14 protein-coding genes are annotated in these 17,475 nt (G+C 35.9%); 6 read left to right on the forward strand and 8 right to left on the reverse strand.

The window, feature by feature from the left end:
- Window positions 1–712: 712 nt before the first annotated feature.
- Window positions 713–1,519 (reverse strand): thermonuclease family protein, encoded by an 807-nt coding sequence (locus tag D5R40_RS13480; RefSeq protein ID WP_124146769.1) that lies wholly within the window; start codon window positions 1,517–1,519, stop codon window positions 713–715.
- Between the two features lie 163 nt (window positions 1,520–1,682).
- A complete protein-coding gene (locus tag D5R40_RS13485) occupies window positions 1,683–2,906 on the reverse strand; it encodes an RNA-guided endonuclease InsQ/TnpB family protein (protein WP_124146770.1) in 1,224 nt (407 codons plus the stop codon).
- A gap of 28 nt (window positions 2,907–2,934) precedes the next feature.
- On the opposite strand from D5R40_RS13485, the gene tnpA reads away from it, so the two are divergent.
- Window positions 2,935–3,345, forward strand: a complete 411-nt coding sequence (tnpA, locus tag D5R40_RS13490; protein WP_124154763.1) for an IS200/IS605 family transposase — start codon at window positions 2,935–2,937, stop codon at window positions 3,343–3,345.
- Between the two features lie 159 nt (window positions 3,346–3,504).
- On the opposite strand, the gene D5R40_RS13495 is transcribed toward tnpA, so the two are convergent.
- Window positions 3,505–4,881: an aromatic ring-hydroxylating dioxygenase subunit alpha gene (locus D5R40_RS13495; protein WP_205127651.1), complete on the reverse strand. Its 1,377-nt coding sequence runs from the start codon at window positions 4,879–4,881 to the stop codon at window positions 3,505–3,507.
- A gap of 668 nt (window positions 4,882–5,549) precedes the next feature.
- Here D5R40_RS13495 and D5R40_RS13500 point away from each other — a divergent pair.
- Window positions 5,550–8,792, forward strand: a complete 3,243-nt coding sequence (locus tag D5R40_RS13500; RefSeq protein WP_124146771.1) for an efflux RND transporter permease subunit — start codon at window positions 5,550–5,552, stop codon at window positions 8,790–8,792.
- 336 nt (window positions 8,793–9,128) lie between these two features.
- On the opposite strand, the gene D5R40_RS13505 is transcribed toward D5R40_RS13500, so the two are convergent.
- On the reverse strand, window positions 9,129–9,713 hold the full coding sequence (locus D5R40_RS13505; protein WP_124146772.1) for a pentapeptide repeat-containing protein: 585 nt from the start codon (window positions 9,711–9,713) through the stop codon (window positions 9,129–9,131).
- A gap of 890 nt (window positions 9,714–10,603) precedes the next feature.
- Here D5R40_RS13505 and trpB point away from each other — a divergent pair.
- Window positions 10,604–11,833 (forward strand): tryptophan synthase subunit beta, encoded by a 1,230-nt coding sequence (trpB, locus tag D5R40_RS13510; protein ID WP_124154768.1) that lies wholly within the window; start codon window positions 10,604–10,606, stop codon window positions 11,831–11,833.
- A 178-nt stretch (window positions 11,834–12,011) separates the two neighbouring features.
- On the opposite strand, the gene D5R40_RS13515 is transcribed toward trpB, so the two are convergent.
- The 3 genes from D5R40_RS13515 to D5R40_RS13525 form a co-directional block, all read right to left on the reverse strand.
- Window positions 12,012–12,731, reverse strand: coding sequence for an acyl carrier protein (locus D5R40_RS13515; RefSeq protein ID WP_124154764.1), 720 nt, complete (start codon window positions 12,729–12,731; stop codon window positions 12,012–12,014).
- A gap of 3 nt (window positions 12,732–12,734) precedes the next feature.
- Window positions 12,735–12,977 (reverse strand): acyl carrier protein, encoded by a 243-nt coding sequence (locus tag D5R40_RS13520; protein WP_124146775.1) that lies wholly within the window; start codon window positions 12,975–12,977, stop codon window positions 12,735–12,737.
- 156 nt (window positions 12,978–13,133) lie between these two features.
- Window positions 13,134–13,541: a hypothetical protein gene (locus tag D5R40_RS13525; protein WP_124154765.1), complete on the reverse strand. Its 408-nt coding sequence runs from the start codon at window positions 13,539–13,541 to the stop codon at window positions 13,134–13,136.
- Window positions 13,542–13,827: 286 nt separating this feature from the next.
- Between D5R40_RS13525 and D5R40_RS13530 the strand changes: the two genes are divergently transcribed.
- Window positions 13,828–14,058, forward strand: coding sequence for a hypothetical protein (locus tag D5R40_RS13530; protein ID WP_124146777.1), 231 nt, complete (start codon window positions 13,828–13,830; stop codon window positions 14,056–14,058).
- Between the two features lie 92 nt (window positions 14,059–14,150).
- Window positions 14,151–14,699 (forward strand): CAP domain-containing protein, encoded by a 549-nt coding sequence (locus D5R40_RS13535; protein WP_240041591.1) that lies wholly within the window; start codon window positions 14,151–14,153, stop codon window positions 14,697–14,699.
- A gap of 307 nt (window positions 14,700–15,006) precedes the next feature.
- Here D5R40_RS13535 and D5R40_RS13540 read toward each other — a convergent pair whose 3' ends face one another.
- Window positions 15,007–16,581: a photosystem II high light acclimation radical SAM protein gene (locus D5R40_RS13540; protein ID WP_124146778.1), complete on the reverse strand. Its 1,575-nt coding sequence runs from the start codon at window positions 16,579–16,581 to the stop codon at window positions 15,007–15,009.
- A gap of 456 nt (window positions 16,582–17,037) precedes the next feature.
- Between D5R40_RS13540 and D5R40_RS13545 the strand changes: the two genes are divergently transcribed.
- On the forward strand, window positions 17,038–17,406 hold the full coding sequence (locus D5R40_RS13545) for a DUF1830 domain-containing protein (RefSeq protein WP_124146779.1): 369 nt from the start codon (window positions 17,038–17,040) through the stop codon (window positions 17,404–17,406).
- The last annotated feature ends 69 nt before the right edge of the window (window positions 17,407–17,475 follow it).

Genomic DNA, 17,475 nt, shown 5'->3' on the forward strand with positions numbered 1-17,475 from the left:
TCCAACGTTGTAGTTTTGGAGCTATTTTTTCTATTGTACAATAGTTTTGAGATTTCTGAGGCACCCACAAAAGCGATCGCCGAGAGTGCCACTGAATTGAAGCACTGAGGATAACTTCTGGCTTTTACCTGACTCTAGCAATAGAATAGATAACAGGACTTACGCAAATTCTTAGACAATACGCTATCTGTAGGGGGGCGAATGCCATTCGCCCCTACTAGATACGGCGCTTGGTGCGTAAGTCCTGGATAAATTCAAAAAACTCCAACGTTATAGTTTTGGAGCTATTTTTTCTATTGTACAATAGTTTTGAGATTTCTGAGGCACCCACAAAAGCGATCGCCGAGAGTGCCACTCAATTGAAACACTGAGGATAATTTCTGGCTTTTACCTGACTCTGGCAATAGAATAGCTCAATTAAAAAAAACTCCAACGTTGTAGTTTTGGAGCTATTTTTTCTATTGTACAATAGTTTTGAGATTTCTGAGGCACCCACAAAAGCGATCGCCGAGAGTGCCACTCAATTGAAACACTGAGGATAATTTCTGGCTTTTACCTGACTCTGGCAATAGAATAGCTCAATTAAAAAAAACTCCAACGTTGTAGTTTTGGAGCTATTTTTTCTATTGTACAATAGTTTTGAGATTTTTGAGCCACCCACAAAAGCGATCGCCTCAGTATTTCAATAATTTGAATATTTTGTCAAAATTAATTATTGTGCAAATAAATTATTAGCTTGTTCTTGAACTTTATCTTCAAACTCAGGTTGAGTAATGACACCATTTTTCAAGTCTTCAAAAAGAGTTGATAAAATCTGGTCTTGCTCCTGTAATTTGAGTTTAAATGTAGCATCAAAATCAGCTTCAGTAATTGTACCTTCTTTCAAGTCTTGACTCATATCTCTCAGAAAAGACCTTTGTTTTTTCTTCAGGGAACGAAACACCCAAGGTGGAATAAATTCTGATTGAGATTCTTGCCATATTCCACGTTGATTTATCTGAGCATCCGCTTCTGCTAATAACAACATTATTGCAGTGTCTCTTGGACATTCGCTAATATAATCATAATAAATTCGACTCAAGCCTTCCTGGACTAAAATGTATTGTACAAAAGTACCATCTAATAAATAAACTTCACCAAAACAACGTGGCGATCGCCCTGGTCGTTTTTCTTCTCCAGTAACTTTAACTTTGACTTTATTACCACTTTTTTCAACTAATTCTTGGAGTCGCTCTTTGCCTTTTTCTCCCCATTCAAATTGACTACGATATATTTGATTTTCATTTTTACGATTCATTTTTTCCACCTGTGAATCTCCCCATCCTTTAGAAGTTTCTGGAGTATCAATATAAACGAAACGTACAGTCATTTCCTGGTTATCTTCATCAGAAATAACATCAAAAGTATCGGCATCTGATACTTTTTTGACAGTGTAAGTTTTTAGGGTCTCAAAATATGATGGAGTAGGTAGTTTAACTTGACCCAGACGAGTTAAGATATTGTTGATTATTTCTTTCATCAATAATTAAAAATTGCTAGCTGTCTACTAATAATACTAGAAAAAATAGAGAAGTTATGTAAGTGAAGTCTCTCCCGTTAAATCTCGCGATTATAACGGGAGCTTCTAAAACAAAGATAATTGAACCCAAGTTTCAAAAGTTTCTTGCTTTGCTGGCGCAACGCTACGCGAACATAGGCTGACCAACGTCTAAGCCTCCACAAGCAGACAAGATGATACCCACCTCGTTTAATGCTCTATTTAATATGTTAACTGCTGCATTCTCATCTCTATCTAAAACTGTTTTACATTTAGGACAAGAATGAGTTCTAACTGACAAAGTTTTAGGTACTTTATGACCACAATTTGAACAATTTTGTGATGTATTATGAGGAGTGACTTTGACTACATGAACACCGCGTTTGACCGCCACTGCATTCAATTTTTCAATGAAAGCACCCCAGGCTACATCATAGATTGATTTTGATAATTTGCTATTTCTGGCTAAACCTTTAATGTTAAGGTTTTCAACTGCAATTAAATCATACTCTTTAACTAATTTATGGGCAGTTTTGTAATGAAATTCTTCTCTTTGTCTAGCAATATGTTGATGTAATTTAGCTATTCTATTTTGAGCCTTTTTCCAGTTATTAGAACCAATTTCTTTTCTAGCTGCTTTACTTTGTTTTCTAGCTAAATTAGATTGAGATTTTCTATAAAAATTAGGAACAGAAACAGTGTCTCCAGTATTGGTCGTCAGAAACTCTTTGAGGCCGACATCAATACCCACAGCAGTTTTTATATTCTCTGTAGGAATTAGATTAGGAACTGACTTATCTTCCAAGCTAAAACTGACATAATAGCCATCAGCTTTTTTGGTTATAGTTGCAGTTTTGATCGTAAACCCATCTGGAATATGTCTATGAACTATTACTGGAATAGCACCAAACCTGCTAATAATAATTTGCTTGCCATCAAATTTAACTGCTGCTTTAGGATGATTAACTCTACTAAAACAAAATGACCTTAATTTGCCAGACTTCTTGAATCTTGGTCTACCAAATCTCTTGCCTGTTTGATCTGGAACTAACCAACGTTTCCAGGCTTTATCCAACCTTTGTAAGTTAATTTGTTGAACTTCAGAATAGATGTCTTTGTATTCTGGAAAGAGAATTTTTGTTTGTTTAAGTGCTGATTGTTGAAAATAATAATCAGGCTTGCCAGGAATCTCGCCGATAGGACATGATACTATTGAGCATCGGTCTAATTGACACCTAGTTCTATTTAACCAGTCTAGTCTTTGACCATTAGCGTAATTCCAATGCCTCCTGAGCAACTCTAGCCAATAGTCAATTTTTGCTGACTGTTCAGAAGTGGGCTTGATTTTATAGCAATAAGTAATTATCATATTTTGATTTTACATTTACTGCTATGTTATGTCAAGCAACTATAATAAAGGTTTTAGGTCTGTTTATTCTCTTACTGTTCATATCGTATTTGTCACCAAGTACCGAAGAAAAGTAATTACCTCTGAAATGCTGCAGCAGTTAAATAAAATATTTGATCAAACCTGTCAAAAGTGGGAGTGTGAATTAGTAGAGTTTAATGGTGAAGTTGACCATGTACATTTGTTAATCACATTTAACCCAAAAGTTCAACTGAGCAAATTTATAGCCAATCTCAAGACTGTTTCGAGTAGGTTGATCCGGAGAGACTTTGCTGATTACCTAGCTAGGTTTTACAGGAAACCTGTACTGTGGACGGGTTCTTATTTTGTTGCTAGCTGCGGAGGTGTAACTATTGAGCAATTAAAGCAATATGTTGAACATCAATCGACACCTACATAACCTTGTTGTCGGCAATTCCCCTCCCGTTAAATCTCGCAATTATAACGGGAGACCCCGAGACCGTATCAAGTTGGTATTGAATCGATATTTCGGATATAGAAATGTATGGCAAACAAGGGCCTAAATAATTAATAATTAATAATTAATTGTTGAAGAGTCCTAATACAATTTGACCACAGGTAAACCTGTTTTGGGAATACTGGTCAGAAAACCTTGTCTTATGGAGTCTAATTTATAAGAGCAAATTAAACTCAATATACTCAGTAAGACTGGTAGCAAAATAATTTTTACTGACAGATTAATTGCGATTAAAAATAAAGCTAAAATTGCTAAAACTGCTGTAAAATTTTGACAAAAATCTTTGATTTTGTCTATCAAAATTAGAGATTGCCGACAACTAGGGCAATGCTTTGTATGTCTGTGCCAGCGGTCGTATAATTGTTCATCATTTAATTCTAGAAAAGGTGTTTCTTTTATTCCTTGCCATTCAGGTTTCCCCCCCGCAAATTCATCTAACCATTTGCGAAAAGTAACTATACCAACATCAGCTAATGAAGGCATGAAATAGGATTTTTGCCAAGTTTTATTATCTGTTAATTCGCTGATAGGCCGAAAGTCTAACATTGATATATCTTGGTCACTTAACTTATAGCTAGATAAGTGTTTTAATCCTGTTTGTAAATACTTTGGTAGGAGTTCAAACCACAAGTTACGTTTTTGGGGAGCAGCATCAAAAATAAACCTACCAATATGTTTACAATAACCTGGTTTTGTTGGTACAAAATACAATAAAAACAAAGCAGATTTACCATTATAAAATTCATATATTGTTGTATTAGAACATGGAGGGCTGAATTTTCGCGTAGCATCCATATCTTTGTTAAAAACATTATAACCAGAATTTTTTAAGGTAAAACCATCTTCAGCAGAAATTTCTCCGAATACTTTAAAACATTGGATAGGAATAGCTCTTTCTGGAGAAAAACCAGAAATTCCTTCATGCAAAAACTGGGCGTGAGAAGGGTCAAAACTACTTTCAATAGAGACAGTATAGCTATAGGGAACTTCTGACATAAACCAATCTATTGAAGAGCTATCAACTTTATCTTCTGGCATCACAGCAGGCTGTTTTAAAATAGAATCTTCAACAGCAGTAGAACTATTATCTGGCCATACCCAAAGTAATCCCTGTAACACTTGAGTAGGATATGTTTGTACTTGCGATCGCTTACTATTACAAGCTGTTTCTAGAGCTTTTTCTTCACTCAACATTGGAATATTTGTACATTTACCTGTTCCATCAAAACACCAACCATGATGCCGACACATTAGGTCTCCATTCTTATCAATACTTCCTAAAGATAACTGTGCTAATTTATGGGGGCAAGTATCATCCATTGCTATCCATTTTTCCTGTTTATCCTGCCAAATTACTAACCTTTTACCAAGTAAAGTTATTGGAGTTGGATGAGAGGAGTCTAGATAATCTATGGGAGTTACTGGATACCATTGTTTAGTCCAAGAAAATTTAGTCATAATGAAATTAATTAATGTATTATACAAGGCGTGATAAATCTTTGCTACAAATATTTAGGTTACTGCTTAGTAGTCAGGAGACAGGAGTCAGGAGTCAGAATGAATAGGGTACCATTTCTTATGTAGTAATTTATCTTTTTCGTCCAATAGATATTTCCTACAAATTATTTTAATACTGCTTATTATTTGTAACATTCTTTTTTCACGCTTGGTATTAACTAGCTATTAGCTTTTGGATAATTGATAATATCAAATCCGGTTAAACAGCCATAGAATGGTTAAGTCTTTAGAATTCAGAATTTCCTACGGAATGCTCCGCAAACAGAATTCAGGAGAAGAAAAAATTAGAAAGATGAGCGTAGTTATGACAATTGGATATTTTTTTTATGTCCAATTAAGCGGATTTGATATAATTGATAATTAATCCATTTTCAAATAATTATCCATTGTTCATTATCCATTATCAATATAATGATGTAATCATATTTTACCACTTAATGACAGTTAAAATATTACTTTTGACTTTTGACTTTTGAATTTTAACTTGAAAATTTGACTTTTGACTTTTGAATTTTAACTTGAAAATCACAGTAAATTTCTTACTTTTGACTTTTGAATTTTGAATTTTGACTTGAAAATTTGACTTTTGACCTTTGACTTGAAAATTAATGTTTACCAATTTTTTCATCAAAAAACCAGTATTTGCCTCGGTGTGTTCCCTACTAATTATCCTAATCGGATTAGTAGGTTACACCCGTCTACCAGTGCAAGAATTTCCGACTATTGAACCTCCAGTAGTTAGCGTGCAAACTAGCTACCCAGGAGCTAACCCAGAAGTAGTAGAAACAGAAGTAACAGAAATTCTCGAAGCAGAAATTAACGGTGTTGAAGGTGTCAAAACCCTAACCTCCAGCACCAGGGAAGGTTCAAGTTCCATAAATGTTGAATTTGAACTAGACCGTGACCTAGAAGCAGCAGCTCAAGATGTTCGTAGTCGAGTTTCCCGTGCTATGAGAAGACTTCCCGATGAAGTTGATGCGCCAGTAGTTTCTAAACGCAGTAGCGATGATGAACGGATTATTTGGCTTGCTTTAACTGGGGAAAAATACTCGTCCTTAGAGTTAAGCAACTATGCTGATAAATTCATCAAAAATGTCTTAGAAACTGTTAACGGAGTGGGCAGTATTTTGATCGGTGGCGAACGTCGCTACGCTATGCGACTATGGTTAGACCCCAAAAAAATGGCTGCCCGAAATATTACAGCATTAGATGTAGAAGAAGCACTCAGAGAAGAAAACGTAGAAATTCCCAGTGGGAGAATAGAAGGGAAATCGACCGAGTATCCGATTCGGACTTTTGGTCGTCTGCAAACTACCGAAGAATATGAAAGCTTAATCATTAGACGAAATGATGATAATTCTCTCACCAGACTCAGGGACATTGGTAGAGCAGAAATTGGAGCAGAGAGCGATCGCACCCTTGCTCGTTATAATGGTAAACCAGCAGTAGGTCTTGGTATCAGTAAATTATCCGGGGCAAATATCATAGAAGTTGCCAACGGAGTTAAAACTAGGATGGAAGAATTATCCAAAGATTTCCCGGAAGGAATGGAATATTACATCAGTGTTGACTACTCAACATTTGTAGAAGTAGCTATCAAAGAAGTTTGGAAAAGCTTATTTTTAGCAATTTGTTTAGTTGTCTTAGTTATCTATGCGTTTCTGAGAGACTGGAGAGCAACCCTCATACCCACCATCACCATTCCCGTTTCTCTCATTGGTGCTTTTGGGGTAATGTATTTCATGGGATTTTCCATCAACACCCTCACCCTATTTGCCCTCACACTATCAACAGGTTTAGTGGTAGATGACACCATTGTTGTCTTAGAAAATATAGTTCGATATATTCAAGAAGAAGGCAAAACTCCCATGCAAGCAGCCATATTAGGAGTAGGAGAAGTAGTATTTGCCGTCATTGCCACCACAGTTGTATTAATTGCCGTATTCTTACCAGTCGCATTTTCTGGAGGTTCTTCAGGGCAAGTATTTAATGAATTTGCTCTAACTATTGCAGTCTCAGTCGTATTATCCACCTTCGTTGCTTTGACTTTAGCACCAACCTTATCAGGGCGAATCTTAAAAAGACATCAACCAAAAGAACATCAAAACTTCCTTTCCCGCGTAGTTGCTACTCCCCTAGATTTATTTGATTATGCTCTAAGTCGCATCTCAGCCATGTATGATTGGTCATTGCGTCTGTTGATGAGAATGAAACCATTAGTAATTTTAGGATTTGTCCTATCTTTCTGGTTAATCTTTTGGTTATATCAACAACTCCCCCAAGGATTTTTACCCACAGAAGACCGGGGGCGAGTATTTGTATCCGTGTCTGCACCAGAAGGTGTAAGTGTTCAATATACTGATAACGTCATGCGTCAAGTAGAAGATAAACTCTCTCAAATACCTGAAATGAGAGGTTATTTCAGTATTGTTGGATTTGGTCGTTCTGCCCAAGCAAACCGAGCTTTTGCTTTCACCAACCTCAAACCATGGTCGGAACGCAAGAAACCAGAGGAAGCACAACAAGAAATTGTTAAACGGTTGTTTGGAGCATTTGCTCCCATTACTGATGGACGAGTCTTTCCCATTAACCCCGGTTCATTGCCTGGAACTGGTCGCACTCAACCAGTACAGTTTGTGTTGCAGGGAAATGATTTAGAAGAACTAGCGCGAGTCTCTGAAGAATTTACTAATGAAGCGCAACAGTTACCCCAGTTGAATAATATTGATACAGATTTGAAGATTAATAAACCGGAGATCTCCGTAGAAATTGACCGCGCTCAGGCATCTAATTTAGGTGTATCGGTGGAGGATATTGCGCGAACATTGCAAATAATGATGGGAGGGGAAGATATTACTAACTTTACCCAAGGAAATCAACGTTATGATGTAATTGTGCGAGCTGAGGAACAGTTTCGTAATAGTTTACAAAATATTGATGATTTGTATGTACGGACTGAGTCAGGAGTAATGATACCTTTGAGTAATGTGGTGAAGGTAAGTACGACAACCACTCCTCCTCAGATTAATCACTTTAATCGATTTCGTTCGGCAACTATTCAAGGAAGTCCTGCTCCAGGAGTAAGTCTGGGTGAGGCGTTACAAGCGTTGGACGATTTGGCAGACCGGATTTTACCTGCTGATATGCGAACCGACCTCCAGGGTGAGTCGTCACAGTTTCGAGATGCGGGTCAAGCGACGATGCTTCTTTTTGCCTTGGCAATGATCTTTATTTTCTTGACATTGGCAGCTCAGTTTGAGAGTTATATTGACCCGGTGGTGATTTTGTTGGCAGTACCGTTATCTTTGTTGGGTGCTTTTGGAGCGTTGTGGTTGGCGCAGTTGGAAGTGAATGTTTATAGTCGAATTGGGTTGATTATGTTGATTGGTTTGGCAACGAAAAACTCGATTTTGATTGTGGAATTTGCTAATCAATTGTTGGCAGATGGTATGTCTATTACTAAAGCTGCGGTTGAAGCATCCCGTTTGCGGTTTCGTCCAATTTTAATGACGGCGTTTTCTACCATTTTCGGGGTAATGCCATTAGCTTTTGCTTCTGGTGCAGGTGCTGCTAGTCGGGTTTCAATTGGAATGTCGGTTATGGGTGGTATGTTGGTTTCTACAATTTTGAGTTTATATGTAGTGCCGATATTTTATGTGATGGCGAAAGGTTTACAGTCACGTTTATTTCATAAATCTGCTGAAGAGTTGGCAGGTGGTTATGATATCAATGGTTTTTCTAATGGTAATGGTAATGGTAATGGTAATGGTTATACTAACGGAAATGGTAATGGTAATGGTAATGGTAAGGCAAGTTATGTTAAGGATGGTGTGAAAGAAGTGAAAAAATAGGCGTTTAGTTATTAGAGTTTTGTGGAATGGGTATCTTGCCCGTTCCTGATATTTTCAGGTAGGTAGGATATCCACCCCACTTATATTCACCCCACTTCGGAGATTAAAATCTCCAACTTGTTTTCATCCATCGGCTGAAGTCTGATAGCTTTCAACTGCCAAATTCAAGGTAATGGTATTAGTATCTAATTATTTTTTCACGGTATAGCCAGTGGGAGCATCTTGCTCCCGCCCTAATTCTTCCCGATCTCTACCTACCATTACTATGCAAGACTACCTTTTTTTCTAACTCCTGTCTCCTGTCTCCTGTCTCCTGTCTCCTGTCTCCTACCCCTACTACCGAGTGGCAAATAATCTACTCGCGTGAGGTTCTCCAGGCAAATCTTCAACAATTGCACCTTGCTGTTGCAACTGTTTCTTCATCTCTGCAGATAGTCCAATACCAAGAGAAAATCGAGTCTCCTTCACATCAACCCCATTCATCTTAGTCTTCTTGAGGTCGGCACCACTTAAATTAGCATGACTCAAATTTGTATCAATTAAAATTGCTTTCTGTAAATTAGCGCGACTCATATCAGCATAACTGAGATTAGCATAACTCAAAATGGCCCCACTCAAGTCAGCAGCACTCAAATCTGCCCCACTCAAATCTGCCCCACTCAAATCTGCACGAGTCAGGTTCGCTCCACTCAGATTCGCCCCACTCAGATTCGCACAATACAAATTAGCACCAATCAAAGTAGCATTGTACAAATTAGCACCAATTAAATTTGCTCTAAATAAATTAGCCCGGAATAAATTAGCACGAAACAAACTCACACCAGCTAAATTCACATTACTAAGCTCAGATCGAAATAAATCAATATCCCGAAAATTTCTTTCTCCGGAGGCATAACGTGCCAAAAATTCTTCAATTTTCATAATTTTATCTTAAAATTTTCTTGATGTTTTCATCTAAAACTTTAAATTTAGATGTGTTTCTCTTCTCTGTAAGTTTTAAATACATAAAGACAAGAAACTTATATAGCAGAAGGAAGAAGGAAGAAAGAAGAAGGAAGAAGGCTTTAGTTATCTAGGAGAGAAGACTTTAGTTATCTAGGAGAAAAGAAAAATCTTACGTTATCTGAGTTTTCAGCTTTCGATCTGTTCTAACTTTTCCTTCAACTGCCATATTAATTATCTTGGACTTTTTTTTAAATGTTAGGTGATTTTTATAACAATATTTTACAAAAGTTATATTTGCTTGATATATACCAATAAAAGTTTAAATTTTATTAAAAAAGTTGATCGATACAAATACAAGAATTTATGTACATCTAAGTTGCACTTTTTATAATTTTAAATCAACCTCTATATAGCAATCCTATATCATTAGTAAAAAATCAAAAAATAGATCGAAAATCTGAAACTATCAGACCTTTTCCCTCCCCCTAATTTCCTTTTTACTGAATAATTAAGGTTTAAAGCCTTTCCCTTAAAGGAGAAAAAATAAAAAATTTTCGGCGTTGCTGAATTGAAGTATGAATGCGCGATTGTTTGGTTCTGGTCAAGCCCCCTAAATCCCCCATTCAACAAAAAGCGCAGCATCCTCTGGTTTCCCCCTTTCCAAGGGGGACTTTTAGAGTTTTATTCCCCCCCAAAATTGGGGGGTTAGGGGGGCTTGCATCATACCCATAATCAGCAACGCCAAATTTTCCTTTTAGTCAATCCTATCCGTTTTCAAGGAGAGGTAATTATTAATTATTAATTATTAATTGTTGAACAAAAAGCCTATATATAATGAAAAATATTCTATTTTTGAGAAAAAATTAGTGACTACTACACCTCTAAATCCTACTTCAACTCAACAACCAGATACTCTCGGCAGATTTGGCCAGTTTGGCGGTAAATATGTCCCCGAAACATTAATGCCTGCCTTATTTGAGCTAGAAGCGGCCTACAAAAAATACAGTCAAGAACCCGCTTTCCAAAAAGAACTCCAACAACTTCTGCGAGACTATGTAGGTCGCCCTAGTCCTCTTTATTTTGCCGAACGTCTCACAACTCACTATGCCAGACCTGATGGTACAGGTCCACAAATTTACCTCAAACGGGAAGACCTCAACCACACTGGTGCCCACAAAATCAACAATGCTTTAGCTCAAGCTCTATTAGCTCTGAAAATGGGTAAAAAACGTGTCATTGCCGAAACAGGTGCTGGTCAACATGGTGTCGCCACTGCCACAGTTTGCGCTCGGTTTGGATTGGAATGTATCATCTATATGGGCGTTCACGATATGGAACGTCAATCTCTCAATGTATTCAGAATGCTACTAATGGGAGCGGAGGTACGACCAGTGGAAGCTGGCACCGGCACTCTAAAAGATGCAACATCAGAAGCTATTCGAGATTGGGTAACAAACGTGGAGACTACCCACTATATTCTTGGTTCTGTTGCAGGTCCTCACCCATACCCGATGATGGTACGAGACTTTCATGCTGTTATCGGTCAAGAAACCCGCACTCAATGTTTGGAAAAGTGGGGCGGTTTGCCTGACATTTTGATTGCTTGCGTTGGTGGTGGTTCTAATGCAATGGGTTTATTCCATGAGTTTATGAATGAGTCGTCAGTCCGAATGATCGGTGTAGAAGCTGGTGGTGAGGGAGTTGAGACTAATAAACACGCTGCTACTCTGACTCTTGGTCGTGTTGGTGTGTTGCATGGAGCTATGAGTTATTTGTTACAGGATAAGGAAGGTCAGATAATTGAACCTCATTCTATCAGTGCAGGTTTAGATTATCCTGGTGTCGGACCCGAACATAGTTTTTTGAAGGATAGTGGTAGAGCTGAATATTATAGTGTGACTGATAATGAGGCAGTGGCTGCTTTTCAACGTTTGTCTCAGTTGGAAGGTATTATTCCAGCACTGGAAACTGCTCATGCGATCGCTTATTTGGAAACTCTCTGTCCACAGTTAAATGGTAGTCCGCGTATTGTGTTTAACTGTTCTGGACGTGGGGATAAGGATGTGCAGACAGTGGCTAAGTTTTTGGAGGGGTAATTAATTTGTAAATAATTAATTTGTCGGGTGCGTTAGACGGCTAAAATTTAGACTGTGAAAGGAATTTAACAATCCGTCATAACGCACCGTTTTAGATATGTCAATTCAGTAAAGTTGAAAAATGTTCAGTAATTAATATTAATCATCAAAATACTATAGTTTGTCTACTTTATAAATACTAATTACCTTTCTTTGTTGTCTCCTTTTTTGCTTGATTAATAATTGCATCACAAATATAGTTGCATATTCCTTTAATATTCCACGAGTATTTCCCATCATTACCTGGTAACTCTACCTCAAGTTTTTCTAACGGCATTTTAAATTCTTTTTCGAGTGCCATTTGCAATTCCATTAATACCAATTTAAATTTTATATTATCTAGCTTATCGAAACTGAAAATTGTCTCTAGTTTAACTCTTTCTATATTTATTTTCAACTCCTGACTAATTACTTTTTTAACTCTTTCTAAAATTATACTTCTAAGTTTATTGGGTTTTTTTTCAGCATTTTTTCTCATTAACTTTAATGCTATTTCTGCAAACTTATATTCTTCAATGCTTTCTATTCTCTGACTATTTATTAACTGTTTTTCCATTTGATCGTAGAACTGAATCAAGTAGGATTTGATCATTTCTTTTTTGTGCCCTACAGGAATACTACCAATATTTTCTCCATACTTTTTTTCAATCTCAATTTCTTCTGAAGAAACATAATATTTAGGAACTGAATTTTCGAGAAAAAACATTAAATATGGATATTGTTGATTGTTTTTGGTTTTAACTTGACTCAACAAAACTATTTCTAGTTTATCTAGGTGAGTAAATGCAATTCTTATGTTAGACGGCGAATTAAATTTTTTGCAGTAAACAAGATTGATTTTATCTAACTCTAATTTCAACTTTTAACTTAATAATTTAACAATCATTTTTTTGAGAATAATCAAGTAAAATAAATCTCCAACTGTGGTAGAAAGCATATTATCTTGCATCTCCAATGGAAATTCTTTTTTCAGTGCTTTGACTAGAGGAGTATTAGAAAAGTTAGTCTCAGTTGTTAATCCCAAATCATTGATAATATAACTATCTAAAGTTACTTTATCTAAGCTGACTTTTAAGTATTTACTAATCATATTTTGAAGTTTCATAAATTCTGGAAGCTGACTTTTATCCCTGCCAGACTTTTCTAGTGCTATCTCTATAGTTTTAATTCTTTCCGCTTCAACTATGCGGTTTTTTTTCTCAATTTTTCTCCGTATTTCTGATTCAATTCGGAATCTTTATTCCTGATATTTTCTATGTTTTTATGCTTCAAGTACCTTGACTTTTCTGATTGTTTTTTCTTGAATATATTGATTAATAAATCCTTCGGCAATTTCAGCAAATTCTGATTCAGAAATACTTTTTATTGTCTGACTATTTCTAGGCTTATCTCTTATTTCGTCATAACCATAAATTACGGATTGTTTTGCTTGATTTTTTTCAGCATAAACCGTATATTTAGGATTTCCTTTTTCTAACAAAATCAACAAATATTGATACTTTTGATTATTCTTAGTTTGGAGTTGATTTAACAAAATTATTTCTAGTTGGTCTGGGCGATTAAATATCTTGATATTTTGCTGAGATGGTAAATTAAATTTTTTCTTTTTCCGATAAACCAGATTATAGTTAGAAATATTTTCTCTGATTTGAGTAATTTTCCTGGGCATTTTTTCTAGGGGTTTAAAATGATTAAAAACTTAGCCGTTCAAATTGTACCATTTTGGATTTCTATAATAAATATTTTGTAGTGATCGCCAAATTTTACCTTTTTCATCATCATTAATCAGAGGGCGTACTAATTATCTGATATTTACTTCTGTGTACGGAGATTCCATACCTCTAAAGTAGGGATGTTCCATGAAATGTCCCTGCTCATAAAATGTAGAAAAGTTGTTGATAAATGGTATTATATTTATTGTTAATACAATATAATTTTTCATAAACGATATTATTATGCCAGCTACACCAGAAAGTATCCACGCTTTTCTTAACTATTGTCGAGAATATATTAGTGGTACAAAAAGAAGTGATGGTTGGTTATTTCTAAATATATTTTTTCAAGCATTCAGATATGAAGGTTTAAAAGAAGTAGGTGCTAAATGTGAAGAGGTAGTTCCTGATGGTAGTCGCAAGGGAAAAACAGGATTTGCCGATTTATTTTGGCCTCGTAAAATCCCACTTTAGAACAAGTTATTAATGTGGCAAATGTAGCCGTAGAATTAATAAAAGAAAGTGGAGTTTAAAGAAGTTGCACATAGCAGAGAGTAGATTAACGAATGAATCATAAATATTTAAAACAAACTTTCTGGAGTCTGGCAATATTGTTGAGTAGTTGTAATTATCAACAAGTTATTAAAAATTTGCCAGAAATGCCAGAAATTCAAAATTCTAGACAAACTCCTATCTCCAGACCAAGAGTAGCAATTTCACCTGATGTTAATGGGTTAGAAAAAACTGTATTTGCTCAAATAAATCAATACAGAAAATCTAAAAACTTACCACCTCTCCAGTGGGATAATACTATTGCTCAACAATCTAGAATTCATGCTCAACAAATGGCTAATGGAAAAACAACTTTTAGCCATGATGGTTTTAAGGAAAGAGTACAAGTAATTAGTCAACAAGTTCAACTCCAAAGTGCAGCAGAAAATCTAGCTAATAATTTTGGTTATAATAATCCTGGAGAACAAGCTGTTGAAGGTTGGATAGGTAGTCCTGGTCATCATAAAAATATGGTAGGTGACTATAATTTAAGTGGTATTGGTATTGCTCAAAATTCTGAAGGAACATATTATTTTAATCAAATTTTTATTAAAACTAGGTAAGCATTTCCTACGGAATGCTGCGCAAACAGCGGTCAGCTATCAGCTATCAGCTTTATTACCTTTAGTGGAGAATTTAAGCTTGCTGTTCTTGTGCTTCAATTCTTTGTTTAAAAATGTTGTAGAAGTTAAGCAAATGCTTGCTTCATTCATTAAAAAGCTGAATGCGAGCGCATTCCGCAGGAAGAGCTGACCGCTAATAGCTAAATGCTTACTAATGAATATTACATTCTTAGTGAAATTATGATTACAGGTTTAGATGAAATTTATTAATACGAAAAGGTGCGCTAATAACGCACCATGATTAACATTAACCTGCTTTGACTAACTGTTTTTTCTCTGAAGATACTATAGGCGCACTTAAAGCTTCTTCCAGTTCAGCACGACCTAATTTTTCTTCTAAAATATTCATTACTTCACGACCAAAATCATTAGAATTTCTTTGCCAAGCTTCTAAACAAACTTCTCCAAAAAATGCACCTAAAGGTTCTGGATTCCATAATAACTTTCTGGCAGTCCAAGGCATTAAACTCATAGGATCATATCCTGGTTTGAGAACTTCATTTTTCAGGGCATAATCTTCTAAATGAGTATGAGGTTGTAACCCAATAAAAAAGATAGCAGGTTCTACTTTTTCTGCTCCAAAAATTTTCTCTAATTCTCGGTGATAAGCAATAGTTTGTCGAATCGTTTCATAAGTTTCATCTATTACATTAAATGAGTAATTCACCGAAACTAAATCATTAAAACCAGCAGCTTTTAAATCTCGACAATTTTCCAATACTACCCGCAAGTTATAACCCATTCGCATTTTGCGAACCAGTTCCTGGGAACCACTGGTAATGCCAATTTCAAAATAATTCATCCCAGTCTTTGCCATGAGGTCGCACAACTCGGGAGTGAGGTTATCAGCACGAATATATGCCGCCCAGTGAATATCATCCATACCTGCATCAAGGATTTTTTGCAATAATTCAACCGCATCATCCATAAACCTACGAGCAGGAATAAACTGAGCATCAGTAAACCAGAAGTTACGAATACCGCGATCGTATAGTTGCTTCATTTCTGCAACAACTTCATCCGCAGGGTTGATCCGGACTTGTTTACCCTCAATAACTGTATAAACACAGTAACAACAGTTATGAGGACAACCACGTTTAGTTTGTACCCCTATATAGAAATCTTGGTCTTGTAAGTAGTATACAAATTCTGGCCAAATACTATTAATATAGTCGTAGTTACAGGCAGTTTTTTCCACAGGAGCAGGTTTTTCGTGAATCAAGCGATCGCGTGGTGATGTTTCTCCTACCACATAGCATCGTTGATCGTTAAAATCTTCTGCTCGAAGAAGTCTTTCTAACAATACCTCTCCTTCTCCTACAGATACAATAGTACCAGTGGGTAGACTACGACCTAATTGTTCATAAAATACACTTACTGCTCCACCACCAACCACTGCACGAGTTTCAGGTCGATAATTTCTCGCCCTTTTGAGACCTTGTTTTATTAGTCCTACATTGCGCCAGAGTTCTGTATAATAGGAAACAGCTAACCGCAAACCTCCTATTGCACCTCTAAATTTAATCAGAGGGTTTTTCGCATAGTAAAACTCGAAAGCATTTTGCAGAGGGTTTCCTCCACGACCTCCTACAGGTGCATATATCTGAATATCTCGCCAGGAAAACACTAATAGATTTGGTTTAAACTCATCAATACAATCATTGAGAGCTGTTTTATAGTCCAGAGGAGGTACTGCCCCAAGGTCAAATATTCGTTGTTCTACTTCTGGTAAGTACTTGTGGACATGATCTGATAGATAAACAACTCCGATGGGAAAAATCGGATTACAAGGAAGACGAACATAAAGAACTTTATTTTCCATAATCAATGTTTCTTATCACATATATAACTTTTTGTAAGTATTTTTTTGAAGAAAGATAACAAATATGGTGGACTTATTTAATTTTAGTATTTATTTTCTTAAAATTTTGATACACAATCTTAATAATCGTAAAATATAGGTGTTGCTGATTTTAAGTATGAAATTTCTAATAATGTAAGTTTTGATACAAAAATTCAAGGGTGCAAATCATCACCTAATTTCCCTAAAACCGATACCCGACTATATAGAGCTACATTCATTCCTAAGTATAAGAAGCTTTAATTAAACAAAAAGCTGAAAATTTGGAATAATCTTAAGATTTTATTCAGATTTATATGGGCCATGTGATGCTAATATTGTTAGTCAGTATTCAAGATTACAACTGATTGGGATCGGTTGATGTTAACTTGTAGATATAACTAAAACTTGTTTAAAGTAAAAACTTTTCAATAGACTATGACACAAATTCTTGATCCCTTACCATCTAACAGTTCAAATCAAATTCTTTGCTGCTACGTTAATGCAACAAGTCAAATCCAAATTGCGAGAATTAGTAATATACCAAATTGGTATTTTGAGAGGGTTGTATTTCCAGGGCAGCGTTTAGTTTTTGAATCTGTTATGGGCGCTTCTATGGAAATTCATACAGGCATGATGGCAAGTTCTATATTATCTGATACAATACCATGTGATCGCCTACAAATAAATCAAGGCCCTTATTCCTCTATTTCTAAAACTGAACAGGGTATATCAAAATTAGTTAGTTTACCTCAAAGACGGAAAACCCCTGCAAAACCAGCAGCAGTTTTAAGTGCAGTGGATTAATTTAATTTAGAAGTGTCGAGGATATATCAACTGAGTCACAATTATTCCATCAGAAAAAAGTTGATGTCC

Origin of the sequence: Okeania hirsuta (genome assembly GCF_003838195.1) — a bacterium.
Classification (GTDB): Bacteria; Cyanobacteriota; Cyanobacteriia; order Cyanobacteriales; family Microcoleaceae; genus Okeania; species Okeania hirsuta.

Bases quoted from the DNA above. Each gene is read 5' to 3' on its own strand.
- D5R40_RS13545 (WP_124146779.1), top strand. From the start codon at position 17,038: ATGACACAAATTCTTGATCCCTTACCATCTAACAGTTCAAATCAAATT.
- D5R40_RS13480 (WP_124146769.1), bottom strand. From the start codon at position 1,519: ATGAAAGAAATAATCAACAATATCTTAACTCGTCTGGGTCAAGTTAAA.
- D5R40_RS13520 (WP_124146775.1), bottom strand. From the start codon at position 12,977: ATGAAACTTCAAAATATGATTAGTAAATACTTAAAAGTCAGCTTAGAT.
- D5R40_RS13530 (WP_124146777.1), top strand. From the start codon at position 13,828: ATGCCAGCTACACCAGAAAGTATCCACGCTTTTCTTAACTATTGTCGA.
- D5R40_RS13540 (WP_124146778.1), bottom strand. From the start codon at position 16,581: ATGGAAAATAAAGTTCTTTATGTTCGTCTTCCTTGTAATCCGATTTTT.
- D5R40_RS13505 (WP_124146772.1), bottom strand. From the start codon at position 9,713: ATGAAAATTGAAGAATTTTTGGCACGTTATGCCTCCGGAGAAAGAAAT.
- D5R40_RS13525 (WP_124154765.1), bottom strand. From the start codon at position 13,541: ATGCCCAGGAAAATTACTCAAATCAGAGAAAATATTTCTAACTATAAT.
- D5R40_RS13535 (WP_240041591.1), top strand. From the start codon at position 14,151: ATGAATCATAAATATTTAAAACAAACTTTCTGGAGTCTGGCAATATTG.
- D5R40_RS13485 (WP_124146770.1), bottom strand. From the start codon at position 2,906: ATGATAATTACTTATTGCTATAAAATCAAGCCCACTTCTGAACAGTCA.
- D5R40_RS13500 (WP_124146771.1), top strand. From the start codon at position 5,550: ATGTTTACCAATTTTTTCATCAAAAAACCAGTATTTGCCTCGGTGTGT.
- D5R40_RS13495 (WP_205127651.1), bottom strand. From the start codon at position 4,881: ATGACTAAATTTTCTTGGACTAAACAATGGTATCCAGTAACTCCCATA.
- tnpA (WP_124154763.1), top strand. From the start codon at position 2,935: ATGTCAAGCAACTATAATAAAGGTTTTAGGTCTGTTTATTCTCTTACT.